This window comes from Bradyrhizobium sp., from assembly GCF_049581145.1.
GTDB lineage: Bacteria > Pseudomonadota > Alphaproteobacteria > Rhizobiales > Xanthobacteraceae > Bradyrhizobium.
In genome coordinates this window covers 1-13,261 of record NZ_JBAURI010000105.1, presented here as the reverse complement: position 1 = coordinate 13,261, position 13,261 = coordinate 1, and the positions used below count along the sequence as shown (strand labels likewise).

The following is a 13,261-nucleotide window of genomic DNA, read 5'->3' as shown; positions in this document are numbered from 1 at the left end:
GCGCTCACCGCCGGAGCCGTCGCGGCCACCACCCCGTATTACTACGGCTACGGTCCACGCTACTACTATGGTCCGCGGCCTTACTACTACGGCCCGGGACCGTACGCCTATTATGGCGGCCCGTACTACTATCGCCCGCATTATTGGCGTCATTGGTGAGCAAGAAAGCCCGGCAGATGCCGGGCTTTTTGCTGACGCCGCGCCTCAGGAGCATCGAAACGCTCGCGGAGAGGTGCGTGGACTGAGCTCGACGCGGAACTTGAACGGCTTTCTCAGCTCGGCGCGAGCCCGGAAAGACGATCGAGGCGGCGGCCGCCGCAGCAGGGGCGCAAGGAAAGGACCGGCGAAGCGAGTGAGCAGTCGGCGATGGCCGAAGGCCCAGAAAACGTCGCCCAAGCCACATTGGGCCGGCCGCCGCCGCGTGGTCTACTGAGAGCTGGGGCGAAGTCGATCCGGCCGTGCTATGACAAGCGCGGTCAGTTTCCTGGATGTTCGCCTATGATGGCAGCGGATCTTCACAGCGGCGTGGAACATCTCGGCGAGATGATCGCCGCGGCGAAGGTCATCGTGCCCTTCACCGGTGCCGGCATCTCGACGGAGTCCGGGATTCCCGATTTTCGTTCGCCGGGCGGATTGTGGACGCGCAACCGCCCGATCGCTTTCGACGAATTCATCGCGAGCCAGGACGCGCGCGATGAGGCTTGGCGCCGCCGCTTTGCGATGGAGTCGACTTTCGCCGCAGCCAGGCCTGGGCGCGGCCATCGCGCGCTCGCCTCGCTCTATCGTGCCGGCAAGGTGCCGGCGATCATTACCCAGAACATCGATAATCTGCACCAGGTGTCGGGATTTGCCGCCGATCATGTGGTCGAGCTGCACGGCAACACGACTTATGCCCGCTGTATCGGCTGCGGACGGTGCTACGACCTCTCATGGATCAAAGCACGCTTCGATGCAGATGGCGCGGCGCCCGACTGCATCGACTGCGATGAGCCGGTCAAGACCGCGACGATTTCATTCGGTCAAGCCATGCCGGAGGACGCTATGCAGCGCGCCATCGAGTTGGCGCGGCATTGCGATCTCTTCATTGCGATCGGATCGTCGCTCGTGGTCTGGCCGGCTGCCGGTTTCCCGATGATGGCCAAGGACAACGGGGCGCGCCTCGTCATCATCAATCGAGAGCCTACCGATCAGGACGATCTCGCGGATCTCGTGATCCGGTATGATATCGGAGAAACGCTCGGACCGTTCGTCGGGAACTGATGAATTTGATTCGGATTTGTGCAAGACTGTTCATAGCTCCCAATAATTTTGTTTTTTTTGTATGCGCGGCAGGCGGGAGTGTTATCTTTTGATTCGAAAGATTCGCGTGGCGTGATCCTTAAGTCGTTAAGGATGGGCGCACGGGTTCTGGTACCGCTGCAGGGACGGCGGACCGCTATCATGTGTGGGGTCCGGGTTTATGGGGTCGGACGGATTTGAGTCGAAGAAACTAGGGGTTCCGGTGTCAATCGGGGCATCCTCGGGCCGGATTGGGGCGGGCGAATATTCAAGCGGCGCGCCACGCGATCCGCCTATGGATATGCTTCCGAGCCTCGGTGAGACCGCCAACCTCATTGAAATATCCGGGGTCATCAAATGGTTCGACGCATCGAAGGGTTACGGATTCATCGTTCCCGACAATGGTTGGCCGGATGTACTTCTGCACGTTACCGTGCTTAGACGCGACGGCTATCAAACGGCTTACGAGGGAGCCCGGCTGGTATGCGAATGCGTGCAGCGCTCCAAAGGCTATCAGGCATTCCGTATTCTCTCGATGGACGAGTCGACGGCGATCCATCCAGCGCAGATGTTGCCGCCGCGCACGCATGTCAGCGTGACTCCGACCAGCGGGTTGGAGCGAGCGCAGGTCAAATGGTTCAACCGCTTGCGCGGATTCGGTTTCCTGACCTGCGGCGAGGGGACGCCGGACATTTTCGTGCATATGGAAACGCTGCGGCGGTTCGGCATGACGGAGCTGCGTCCGGGGCAATATGTTCTGGTGCGGTTCGGGCCGGGCTCGAAAGGGATGATGGCTGCGGAGATTCATCCCGAGGCCGGTTCGTCGGCCCTGTCCTCGCATTGACGATCCCATCGCAGGATTGATTTTCAATCATGAGATTGTAGGTTCGGGACGTGCCGGCCGAGCGGGGGGATGCCCGACTGCCGACCCTCCGACGGCGCTGAAGCCGGCAGCGGACGCCTTGCTGCCGGCCCCTCGAACGTGTATCGACAGCGCCATCCCAGCGGTCTCGGGGTATAGCGCAGCCTGGTAGCGCGGCAGTTTTGGGTACTGCAGGTCGTTGGTTCGAATCCAGCTGCCCCGACCAACAATCACAACTGCGTCAGTGAGCGTCAGGGGCCCCGAGCCTTCGGGTTCTCACCCGCTCTTGACGCACTTCCAGACGATACCTTCATCCGAACAAGGCTGATTAGCCCTCAAATGAAAGCGGATGCTCCCAGGCCTGAGCCGGGAGCATCCGAAAGTAAGCGGGTGAATCCGGGGAAGGAGCATCCCGCACGCAGCTAGCAAGCACTGAATCCCGGCGGCGTCTTTGCGCTGAATCAACCGCGACAGTCTGCCCCGTTCGCGGCGTGAGGCCCCGTCGTCTGGCATGAGACGGGCTGCGGTGGAACCAGTCCGCTCGCCCCGCGTTCTCACCTCGTCAGGGTGGGGATTTTTCATGGATACATTGTCGCCGACGGCCGATGCTCTGACGCAGTTTGCGCAGAGATTGCGGCGTTCGAGTATTGCCGAAGGCAAGCCGTTCCCGTTGGGCGCGACATGGGACGGTCTCGGCGTGAATTTCGCGCTGTTCTCCGCCCATGCCACCAAGGTCGAGCTCTGCCTGTTCGACGACAGCGGCGAGACCGAACTCGAGCGTATCGAGCTTCCCGAATATACCGATGAGGTCTGGCACGGCTATTTGCCGTCGGCGCGGCCCGGCACGGTCTATGGCTATCGCGTGCACGGGCCCTACGAGCCGGATGCGGGGCATCGCTTCAATCCGAACAAGCTCCTGATCGATCCCTATGCCAAGCAACTGGTCGGCGAACTGCGCTGGGGGCCGGAGCTGTTCGGTTATCGCCTCGACGATCCCGACAAGGACAAGTCGTTTGATGACCGCGATAGCGCGCCCTTGGTCCAGAAGTGCCGCGTGATCGATCCCGCCTTCACCTGGGGGACCTCACGCAAGCCAGAGACGCCATGGGAGCGCACTATTTTCTACGAAATGCACGTCAAGGGATTCACCAAGCTGCATCCGCTGGTGCCTGAGGCGGATCGCGGCACCTTCGCAGGGCTCGCCAACCCGAACATCCCGGCGTATCTGCGCTCGCTCGGCATTACCGCTGCCGAGCTGTTGCCCATCCATGCCTTCGTTGACGACAGCTACCTGGTCGACAAGGGGCTGCACAACTATTGGGGCTATAATTCGCTCGCCTTCTTCGCGCCCGAGCCGCGTTATCTGCGCTCCCCGCTGGCGACCGAATTCAAGGCGATGGTCAATCAGTGCCACGCTCATGGCATCGAGGTCATTCTCGACGTGGTTTACAATCATACCGCCGAAGGCAACGAACTCGGACCGACCCTGTCCTTCAAGGGCATCGACAATGCCAGCTATTATCGGCTGCTGCCCGATCAGCCGCGCTACTACATCAACGATACCGGTACCGGAAATACGGTGAACCTCTCGCACCAGCGGGTGCTGCAGATGGTCGCCGATTCCTTGCGCTATTGGGCGACCGAGATGCGGGTCGACGGCTTTCGTTTCGACCTCGCCACCATCCTGGCCCGGGAGCCCTATGGTTTCGACGAGGGCGGCGGCTTTCTTGATGCCTGCCGGCAGGATCCGGTGTTGTCCGGCGTCAAGCTGATCGCCGAACCCTGGGACATCGGACCCGGCGGCTACCAGGTCGGACAATTTCCGCCGGGCTGGGCGGAATGGAATGACAAGTTCCGCGACACCGTGCGCAGCTTCTGGAAAGGTGATCCAGGCGTCCTGCCGGATTTCGCCAAGCGCATCACCGGCTCCGGCGATCTCTTCAACAAGCGCGGACGCAAGCCCTGGGCCACCGTCAATTTCGTCACGGCCCATGACGGGTTCAATCTGAACGATCTCGTCTCCTACAACGACAAGCACAACGAGGCGAACGGCGAGGGCAATCGCGACGGTCATTCCGACAACCACTCCTGGAACCATGGCGTGGAAGGGCCGACCGACGACGCCGAGATCATCGCGCTGCGCGAACGACAGAAGCGGAACATGCTGGCGACCATGATCCTGTCGCACGGCACCCCGATGCTGCTCGCTGGCGACGAGTTCGGCCATAGCCAGAACGGCAACAACAACGCCTACGCCCAGGACAACGAGATCGCGTGGCTCGGCTGGCTTGGAATTACGTCACAGGGACGAGCACTGCGCGAGTTCACGCGCAAGCTGATCGCGGCCCGCAAGGCCTTTCCGATCCTCTATCGAAGCCGTTTCGTCGTCGGCTCGCACAACGAGGAGCTCGACGTCAAGGACGTCGCATGGCTGTCGCCGGCCGGCGAGGACATGACGATCGAGCAATGGCAGGATGAAAACAACCGCTGCTTCGGCATGCTGCTGGACGGCCGCGCGCAGGAAAGCGGCGTCAAGCGCCGCGGATCGGATGCGACGCTCTTGCTGATCTACAACGCTCATTTTGACGTGGTGAACTTCACCTTGCCTCAAGTCCCGGAAGGCAAGACCTGGCTCGGATTGATCGACACCAACCAGCCCGACGTGCAGCTTGCGGCCTTTCCGTTCGGCCACGCCTACGCGGTGACCGGCCGCTCGTTTCTTGCCTTCGTCCTGTCGAGCGAGGAGAGCACCACTCGCCGCCTGCGGCAGGGCCTCGATGCCATCCTGGATGTCGCGGAAGCGCCGCTGAGCTGACGCGCAACATGACGGCTGAGCGGAAGCGCGGGTATCGGTTTTCCGAAAGATCATGCTGAGGCAAGCCCCGCGGGAAGCGCGATAGCGCGAGGAACAAAGCCTCCGGGCCAGGGTTGGACCCAAACACCGCCTAGTGAGGAAGAGGGACCATGACCGAAAAAAATCTCAGCGATCTGTTCTTGGATACTTTGAAGGATATCTACTACGCCGAAAAGCAAATCTACAAGTCGTTGCCGAAGATGGCGAAGGCTGCCAACTCCGATCAGCTCCGCCAGGCCTTCGAGAAGCACCACGAGGAAACTGAAGGGCAGATCGAGCGCCTCGAGCAGATCTTCGAACTGATCGAGAAACCCGCCCGCGGCAAGAGGTGCGATGCGATCGAGGGCATTCTCGACGAGGGCAAGGAGATCATGGACGAATACAAGCACGCGCCCGCACTCGATGCCGGCCTGCTGGCCGCAGCGCAAGCGGTCGAGCATTACGAGATCTCGCGTTACGGCACGTTGAAGGCCTGGGCCACCAAGCTCGGTAACAAGGACGTCGTCCGGCTGCTCGACCAGACGCTCTCCGAAGAGAAGAAGACCGACGAGACGTTGACCAAGATTGCGGGCAGCGCAGTCAACGCCGAGGCGGCCTGATCGTCATCGTCGCACGCGTTCAGCCGCCGGTCGCCTGGCCGGCGGCGACCCGCGGCGGCGGCATCTTGAAATGCTTCTTGGCATAGGCGACGATCTCGCGGTCGCTCGGGTGATCGGCAGGTTCGACGGCGACAATGCGATTGCCGATGGCCGCGTGATGATCGCGCAAGAACTTGGCCAGCTCGGTCTTGGCGCCGGCGGGACCGATGATCAGGATTTCACCCGCATCGCTCAGCGCTTTCATGACCTCCGTCAAAAACGCCTTGTCGGGCGAGGCATGGCCGCTGCCGGTCGAATTGGCCTTGTGGTGGAGGTGCTGGGTTGGCAGATGCGGGTGCAGCGTCACCTCGTCGTCGCCGCCGAGACCGATATGGAAGATGCGGGCCTGGGTATGGTCGATCCAGACGACGGCATGAAAATGGTGGGTTGGCATTCTGTTATCCTTGTTGAACGGCTTTGGCCGAACGACCTCGGCGCGCTTGCCGCCCGCTTACCTATAATTTGGCTCTGGTAGCGCCGCCGCAAGGGGGACCATTGATCCAGGTCAAGAGGTTCCCGACACCGCATCGTCAGCCGGGATCTCTTGCTTGCGCTCTCGGCCGAGAACGAATTGGCCGACCGGCCCCTCCACGTGGAATTTCATCCTCGTCATCTGCGCGAACAGGTCGATATCGTTGCTCCCGACCGCGCATCCGCCGAGCCCCATCTCGGTGGCCATCAGATAGAAGGTCTGGAACAATCCACCGACATCCTTCATGATCAGCGAATAGGCGATCCCGCTATATTTCCACGACAGCCGGCCGAACCGCGCTGCCACGGTAACCAGTATTTGGGGGAGGCCAGGGGCGTCGAGGGCGAATTGGGCAGCCCCCAGCATCGAATCGAGCTGCTGCGGGTGCACCGTGATTGCGACCAGCGCGTGGGCGTCGGCGTCATAGTGATAGAAGCCGCGCGCCAGCCCTTCGCAATTGCTGACGGCCAGATAGAGCTCGAGCTCATAGGCGCTGCCACCCGACGGATAGGGCCTTCGCGTGTAATCGAGCACCGGACCGCCGCCGTCGAGATCGAGCGCGCTTTCCCATCGTGACAGCACGCGGGCGGTGCCGTCCAGAAATTGCGCGAGTTCGGGCAGCGTGATCGGCCGCTGCTCGTCGAAGTCGCGCACCGAATGACGTTCGCGGAGCAGGTTTGCGAAGGGAGCCAGAGGCGTCTCGAATTCGCGCAGATCGATCGCCGTTCCCGGCCAACGCTGCCGCACCGCCGGTAACGGCGTGATGGTGCCCACATAGGGATAGACGCCACCGAGCGGATTGGCCTGGCGACCTTCCGTGCTGCGGGTATGAAACAGCAGATCGTGAAAATCCCAGAGCACGAGGCTCTCGTCGCCCTCCTGCGGTCGCAGGCCTTCGCTGCCCGGCTCGACCTTGAACAGGATCTGGCAGTCGAACAGCAGGGCGATCAGCTCGTTTCCCGGAAAATCCCGCTGCAGCCTGAGTTTGCCGATCTTCTGCGGGATGGCGAGCCGGGCCAACGCTGCGGCGATCTGGGCATCGCCGATGCGAAACAGCGCGGTGGCCCGCGGCGATTCCAAGACCATCGCATTGCCGCGTCGCCGCAAGTAAGCGAAGCGCGACAAGGCCAGCGTATCGGAAGCCCCGAGCTTCGGGGCTTGCGGCCAGTAGTCGGGAGTCTGCGGCTCGATGACGACGACGTCCTGATCATCACCCCGGCGAGCGAAGCGGTATTCGAGAAGACCGCTGCGCGCCAGACGCCGCACCAGCAGATCGATTTCCCTGTCGACGGCAGTGCCCTTGGCAAACGACGCCAGCGGCAGCCCGACGCTCAAATCGCGCGCACGCGTTACGGCCTTGGGGCTGAACCTGCCCATCTTGATCGGATAATCGTCAAAGACCGCGGCGATGCTGCCATCGTCGCGCGTTTCGAGGGTGATGCGATCGTTCAACCGGGCGGACAGGACCGGCGGCGCGAATTTTCGCCGTTTCTTGGGTCGGCTGGCGCGCAAGCGTCACCCTCTAGGTGTGGGGCAGGAACGGCGTGAGCTCTTCCTCGGCCAGCGGCCGGTCCAGCAGGCCGAGCTTGACCGGAACGTCGTAGAGCCGGCCGGGCCCGAACCGCTTGTAGAAATGCCGCAGGCCGGGCACCAGAACTCTGACGACGGGAACCCCGACGTCCGGCCGCGTCTGGTCGAGCACGAGGAAATCATAGCCAACGCGGTTTGCGATCTCGACGCAGGCATTGACCTGATCACGGGTGTTGTCGTGCAGCGTCAAGCCGGTGGCCGGCGGCAGCACCGGATTCTCATCCGGCAGCAGGAACGGGTAGTCCTCCAGCCGCAGCGGCGTGACACCGTCCAGCGTCGGCTTCTCGCCACGGGCGCCGCCCATCATGCCGATGGCGAGAAACTGGCTGAGCTCGGTCAGCGCGCGCAGCAATGCGATGCGGCGATCGAAATGCGCGCCGGAGCCGAACTCGATATTCTCCTTGCCATCCTTCACCCAGTGCATCATCGCGACATAGGTGGGAATGCCGAGGTCGCTGGTGATATCGAGCACCCAGACCTTGCGCCCGGCATCGGCGAACTGGGTCTGGATGTCCTGCACATAGGGATCGTCGAACTGGCTCAAGTCCAGCTCGCCACGCCGCAACCGGTTGTACCACCAGATCGCGTAGGCATCCCGCTCCACGAGTTCGAGAAAGCCCTGAACGATGGCTTCCTCGCGGGTGTTGCCGGCAGCGCAGCCGTTGGAATCGGTGTGGGCGTTGCGATAGAAAAAATACAACAGGCCGGTCGGAAAATATTTGAAGCGCTTGTCGCGCAGCGACCAGGCCGGCGACCATTCGATCTTGTCCGAGGGATCAAGCGGGTCGGGGACCGGATGCTGGCCGTCCGACTGGTGGTCGTGCTGCTGATGGACTGGTCTGCTCGCGAATTGTTTTTCACTGAAGAACTGGACGTCATTGGGGAGCACGGCATCGCCCGGGGCGAAATCGGTAAACCGCCGCGTCGATCGAATTTCATCACCCTGGAAGATCCCCGAATAGCGCTCGATCGCTTCCATCAGCGCGCTGGCTTCGCCCTGTTCGGCGGTCGAGCCCTTGCCGAAGCTGCCGCCGGCCAGCCCTGAGCGAAGCTGATCGAGGCTATGCGCCGGCCCGGAGAAATTGTGCTCGGCGAAAAAGTTGGTGTTCATCGGCAGATCGGCCTCGATCCGCTCGAGCTTTTTGACCACCCCTGTGAGAGGGCTTACATGCTTGCGGAACCGGGCGACCGTGGTTCGCGACGACACGGTGCGGTAGCCGCCGCTGGTCATGACCAGCTTGGTGCCCTCGGCCAGCTCGATCGGCTGCGGCGCGCGGCGCAGGTTTTGCAGCTTCTTGCTGCCGCAGGTCGGACATTGCGGGCGATGCGCGACGTAGTGCCTGGCGATCGTTGTGCCGAGCAGGTCGAAGCTCGCGATGTGATCGTTCAGATCGGTACGGAAGTTGGAGGCGATCGCCTTGGCGATCTCGACCGCGGCAAACTGAATCCCGCTCTGTCCGAAAGGACTGCGGGCGAGCGGCGACACCGCGACTGCGCGCGCCGGCGACCGATCGAGGAAGCCCTTGATCTCCCGGTTCCTGATCATGCGATCGAACAGACAGGTCCAGCAGGCGCTTTCGCCAGGCCGGAAAACGGGGCCGACCAGCGGAAACACGCCCGAGGGCTGCACCAGCAGCCACGGCGTCTTGTCGGCCACGCGCTGCTGGTTCAATTCGGCCAATCGCCGCTCGAGATAATCGTTCACGAGCGTGATGGTCAGGTCTGGCGCCCGCTTGACGACGTTGACGCCGAGTTCGCCGAGCGCCGCGGTGAGCTCTTTGGCGCCTTCGACGTCGAACGCTTCAACGCGCACACGGCAACTGCCGAGATTCTGTTCCGCGGTTTCCGGCGGGAGCCCGATTGTCGCCCAATAGCCCGCCACGGTATCGCCGGACGCGTAGGTCGTCGGGATCACATAGCGGCGGTCGGTCAACCGCTTGATGGCTTCCTCGATCTTGTCGGCGGGATATTTCTTATGCAGCTCGCCGACGAGAGCCTGCCCGCTCTTGCCGCCCTTGCCGATCGCGGAGGCCAGCGCACAATAGAGCTCGCCGTGCAGGAAGAATTTCCGGTCCTCGGAATACAGGCACACGACATCGGGCGGCATGACGTAGGCGGTAAAATTCGGGGCGAATTGCAGGCCTTTGCCGGCCTTGCGCTTGGGGCTGGTTTTTCGATCGACTTTCATCGTGTAGGCACGCATGATTTACCTGCTCCTTGCGGATCGCGGCGCATGGCAGACTCTCCGGCTGGGTCGCTGGAACTCATATCCGGCCGCGCGCTAACATTTTTCGTTTGACTTGGAAACCCGTCCGCTGGGCGAACCCGGACTACGCGAGCTTGCCGAGCCGGTCAGGCTTGTTTTGCAAGCAGACACAAATCGGCCGGGTCGACGACGTCGAACCCGGCCATGACATTTCGTGCTCTTTCAACGTAAGCGCTGTAGGCCTGGAAAGCCTGGATGCAGGATTGGGCTCAGCAAAAGCGGCAAATGCCCCATGAGGCACAGCAGGATCCGCAACCACCGCAACCGCAGCCGCAGCCTCGGAAACAACCGCATCCCCTGCCGCCGCAGCCTCTGCCACAGCCATGGCAGCCACAGCCCCTTGCTACTTGCTGGAGGCCAGTGCCGACGGTGTTTTCCTTGTCGAAAACGTGGAAGGTTGACAAGCTGATGTCTGCCATTTCCTCCTCGCCGAGGACGAATGACTGGTTCGGCTCGAAGCTCAGTTTTTGCGGGGCGTCGGTATCCGGCATGGTCGAGGCGGCAGCGCTGCCCGCCAGCGAAAAAGTCAATCCGGCAGCGCCCAGTGCCGGCACAGCGGCTTTTGCAATGCTCTTCCGCTTCGAAGCCTGCTTCACTCGTGACATCGTCGCATCCTCCATACCTGTAAGACCTGTTTCGATTCCAGCCGCTGCGATCCTACGCAAGGCCACTCTCTCGCGCAAGCCGCACTCGGTCACTATCATGTTGTTTTACATTCAGTTTCCATTCATCTTGATGAATGAGGTTGGCGTAATTCTCCTGTCAAATTGCCATCATCATCGGTCTACGACGATCCCGCGTCGCACACACGATGCTGCTCCGCACGGTCCACATTCGAGAAGTCACGATGATCGATGATCAAGGCCGCTTCGTCTGGTATGAGCTTTTGACCACGGATGTGGCGGCGGCGCGGAAGTTCTATGGCGACGTCGTCGGTTGGGGCGCGCAGGACGCCTCGACACCGAAGATCGCCTACACGCAGTTGATGGCGGCAACGGCTCCGGTGGGTGGGTTGATGGAACTGCCGGAGGAGGGCAGAAAAATGGGGGCGACGCCGAGATGGGTCGGCTATGTCGCCGTCGATGACGCGGATGCCGCGACCGACCGCCTCAAGGGCCTCGGCGGCAGGGTCTACGTGCCGGCGACCGACAGCAACATCGGCCGCATTGCCGTGATCGCCGATCCGCAGATGGCGACACTCGGCATGGTCGCAGGCCTGAAGCCAGCCCGCGCGGCCGCCGCGCCGGACCAGCCGCTTCAGGTCGGGTGGCATGAGTTGCTGGCCGCGAATTCGAAGCAGGCCTTTGCCTTCTATCAAGAGTTGTTCGGCTGGCAACCGGTGCATGTCGAACCGGGCTCGCTGGATTCGTATCAGTCGTTTGCCATCGGCGGCGCCGAGATCGGCGGCATCTTCACCAAGCTCGCCCGGGCGCCACTGCCGTTCTGGCTGTATTATTTCAATGTCGCCGACCTCGCCGTGGCGCTGCAGCGCGTAAAGTCCGGCGGCGGCCGCGTGGTGCAGGGCCCGAACGCATTGCCGGGCGACAGCTGGATCGCCCGTTGCATCGACCCGCAGGGCGCGATGTTCGCGTTGCAGGGGCGCTCCAGCCCGCTCGTGGAGGCGCCCGCGAACGAACTCGGCTGGACCACCGAATGGGGCGGCTTTGCATCGAGAGGCCGCGTTGTCTTGACGTCGTCTGCCAAGTCGTCTGCCAAATCGCCGGCCAAGCCGAAGCGCTAGGCCGAAGCTCCAGCCGTGGCCTTGGGTGGTGCCGCCTTTGCGGCCGGCTTGTCCTGCCGCTTCGACCAGGAGATGTAGTAGGCCACCGTGGTCATGATCGCGATTCCGGCGAGGCTGACGAGAATCTGCGCCAGCAGCGATCCCGAGCTCAGGATCAGCGTGAAGTGGGCGACAAAGGACAGGAAAACGCCGACGCAGAACACCGCCAGCGATTGCTGTCCGCAGACGATCGCCGGATCGAACACCCGCCATTCGAGTCCGAGCCAGGTTTTCGGCACCAGCCTCACGACCATGACCGCAACCACGACGAAATGCAGGAAGCGATAGGGCGCCATGAAGGTCTTGTCGTTGGGATTGAAGGCCGAATACAGCCATTCCGGGAACATCGCCCCGAAATCTGAGAACCTGCCGGCCATGGTCATGATCAGCGCAAAGATCAGATAGGCGACGCAGAGGTACAGCGTGATCTTCGAGTTGATGAGGGCAGCCGCTTTCCTGGCGCCGCCGAGCGCGCACCATGAGCCGAACACGAACATCACCTGCCAGCAATAGGGATCGAAATACCAGGTCCCTGCCGGATAGGCCGTGAAATTCCAGCCGAACCACCAGGCCGAAAGCCACAACACGATGGATGCCGCCATCGTCAGGTCGGGCTGGCGCAGCATCAGCCAGAGCACCGGCGGGAAGAATCCCATCAGCACGATGTAGAGCGGCAGCACGTCAAGATTGACCGGCTTGAATTTGAGCAGCAATCCCTGGCCCAGCGTTTGCGTCGCGTGGTCGACGAGGCCTGCGACATTGAACTCGTTGATGATCTCGGAATCGCCGAAGCGCTGCGCGAGGAAACTGATCGCGACGATGTAGATCACGAACAGAATGATGTGCGCGACATAGAGCTGCCAGACGCGTTTGAACAGCCGGGTCGCACCGACGAGGAAGCCGCGCTCGATCATCATCCGCGCATAGACGAAGGAGGCGGTGTAGCCGGAAATGAAGACGAACAGATCCGCGGCATCGGAAAACCCCCAGTTCCTGGTCGTGATCCAGTTCACGGCATTGTCCGGGATATGATCCAGAAAAATCGCCCAGTTCGCGATACCGCGAAACAGGTCGAGACGGAGATCGCGCCCCTTCTCGGGCAGGATTGCATTGATTTTCATGGGGCGCCGTTTTGCGAGATGCTCTCAAGAAAGGGATCGAACCGAAGCTGGCAGCTCAAGGCCGTTCCGGAATTGTCGCGTTGCTGCATGGCGATTGTCACCGCGCGGCAGAATGACTATACCGGTCCGTAGCGAGGCGACATCCGGGACGGGAATCACCGATCGAAGCCGTGATCGGGTTGGTGTATCCTGCCCTGGACGTCTCCGCCATGTGCTTAAATATTGCATTTCTGAAGGGATATCGCCATCCATGACCGCTCGCATTTTTAAACCCGCCAAAAACGCGATGCAATCAGGCAAGGCCAAGACGCGGGAGTGGCAGCTCGAGTACGAGCCCGAGCTGCCGCGTTCGATCGAGCCGCTGATGGGCTGGACTTCCTCGAGCGACATGAAGCAGCAG

Annotated in this window: 11 protein-coding genes and 1 tRNA gene; 8 read left to right on the top strand and 4 right to left on the bottom strand. The window is 62.0% G+C overall.

Annotated features, from left to right (window positions below; all coding sequences use genetic code 11):
* Positions 1-498 precede the first annotated feature (498 nt).
* The 5 genes from WCB02_RS03420 (at position 499) to WCB02_RS03400 (ending at position 5,593) form a co-directional block, all read left to right on the top strand.
* A complete protein-coding gene (locus WCB02_RS03420; protein WP_423956392.1) occupies positions 499-1,260 on the top strand; it encodes an SIR2 family NAD-dependent protein deacylase in 762 nt (253 codons plus the stop codon).
* Between the two features lie 199 nt (positions 1,261-1,459).
* Positions 1,460-2,122: a cold-shock protein gene (locus WCB02_RS03415; protein ID WP_423956390.1), complete on the top strand. Its 663-nt coding sequence runs from the start codon at positions 1,460-1,462 to the stop codon at positions 2,120-2,122.
* A gap of 167 nt (positions 2,123-2,289) precedes the next feature.
* Positions 2,290-2,366 (top strand) — tRNA-Pro (locus WCB02_RS03410).
* A gap of 354 nt (positions 2,367-2,720) precedes the next feature.
* On the top strand, positions 2,721-4,955 hold the full coding sequence (glgX, locus tag WCB02_RS03405; RefSeq protein ID WP_423956388.1) for a glycogen debranching protein GlgX: 2,235 nt from the start codon (positions 2,721-2,723) through the stop codon (positions 4,953-4,955).
* 149 nt (positions 4,956-5,104) lie between these two features.
* A complete protein-coding gene (locus WCB02_RS03400; RefSeq protein ID WP_423956385.1) occupies positions 5,105-5,593 on the top strand; it encodes a ferritin-like domain-containing protein in 489 nt (162 codons plus the stop codon).
* A gap of 19 nt (positions 5,594-5,612) precedes the next feature.
* On the opposite strand, the gene WCB02_RS03395 is transcribed toward WCB02_RS03400, so the two are convergent.
* The 3 genes from WCB02_RS03395 to WCB02_RS03385 form a co-directional block, all read right to left on the bottom strand.
* The gene (locus tag WCB02_RS03395; protein ID WP_423956383.1) at positions 5,613-6,026 is read right to left on the bottom strand and encodes a translational machinery protein; all 414 of its coding nucleotides are present in this window, start codon (positions 6,024-6,026) and stop codon (positions 5,613-5,615) included.
* A 111-nt stretch (positions 6,027-6,137) separates the two neighbouring features.
* Positions 6,138-7,616: a SagB/ThcOx family dehydrogenase gene (locus WCB02_RS03390; RefSeq protein WP_423956380.1), complete on the bottom strand. Its 1,479-nt coding sequence runs from the start codon at positions 7,614-7,616 to the stop codon at positions 6,138-6,140.
* A 10-nt stretch (positions 7,617-7,626) separates the two neighbouring features.
* The gene (locus WCB02_RS03385; RefSeq protein ID WP_423956396.1) at positions 7,627-9,882 is read right to left on the bottom strand and encodes a TOMM precursor leader peptide-binding protein; all 2,256 of its coding nucleotides are present in this window, start codon (positions 9,880-9,882) and stop codon (positions 7,627-7,629) included.
* Positions 9,883-10,320: 438 nt separating this feature from the next.
* On the opposite strand from WCB02_RS03385, the gene WCB02_RS03380 reads away from it, so the two are divergent.
* Both WCB02_RS03380 and WCB02_RS03375 read left to right on the top strand, forming a co-directional pair.
* Positions 10,321-10,818 (top strand): hypothetical protein, encoded by a 498-nt coding sequence (locus WCB02_RS03380; RefSeq protein WP_423956378.1) that lies wholly within the window; start codon positions 10,321-10,323, stop codon positions 10,816-10,818.
* A complete protein-coding gene (locus WCB02_RS03375; RefSeq protein ID WP_423956376.1) occupies positions 10,808-11,701 on the top strand; it encodes a VOC family protein in 894 nt (297 codons plus the stop codon). Before WCB02_RS03380 ends, WCB02_RS03375 begins: the two co-directional genes overlap by 11 nt.
* Here WCB02_RS03375 and WCB02_RS03370 read toward each other — a convergent pair.
* Entirely contained in the window at positions 11,698-12,861 is a 1,164-nt protein-coding gene (locus WCB02_RS03370; RefSeq protein ID WP_423956374.1) for an OpgC domain-containing protein, read from the bottom strand. The genes WCB02_RS03375 and WCB02_RS03370 overlap by 4 nt on opposite strands.
* A 250-nt stretch (positions 12,862-13,111) precedes the next feature.
* Between WCB02_RS03370 and WCB02_RS03365 the strand changes: the two genes are divergently transcribed.
* A partial coding sequence (locus WCB02_RS03365) for an NADH dehydrogenase ubiquinone Fe-S protein 4 (protein WP_423956394.1) occupies positions 13,112-13,261 on the top strand: 150 nt, incomplete at its 3' end.

Bases quoted from the DNA above. Each gene is read 5' to 3' on its own strand.
- glgX (WP_423956388.1), top strand. From the start codon at position 2,721: ATGGATACATTGTCGCCGACGGCCGATGCTCTGACGCAGTTTGCGCAG.
- WCB02_RS03415 (WP_423956390.1), top strand. From the start codon at position 1,460: ATGGGGTCGGACGGATTTGAGTCGAAGAAACTAGGGGTTCCGGTGTCA.
- WCB02_RS03400 (WP_423956385.1), top strand. From the start codon at position 5,105: ATGACCGAAAAAAATCTCAGCGATCTGTTCTTGGATACTTTGAAGGAT.
- WCB02_RS03395 (WP_423956383.1), bottom strand. From the start codon at position 6,026: ATGCCAACCCACCATTTTCATGCCGTCGTCTGGATCGACCATACCCAG.
- WCB02_RS03375 (WP_423956376.1), top strand. From the start codon at position 10,808: ATGATCGATGATCAAGGCCGCTTCGTCTGGTATGAGCTTTTGACCACG.
- WCB02_RS03420 (WP_423956392.1), top strand. From the start codon at position 499: ATGATGGCAGCGGATCTTCACAGCGGCGTGGAACATCTCGGCGAGATG.
- WCB02_RS03385 (WP_423956396.1), bottom strand. From the start codon at position 9,882: ATGAAAGTCGATCGAAAAACCAGCCCCAAGCGCAAGGCCGGCAAAGGC.
- WCB02_RS03370 (WP_423956374.1), bottom strand. From the start codon at position 12,861: ATGAAAATCAATGCAATCCTGCCCGAGAAGGGGCGCGATCTCCGTCTC.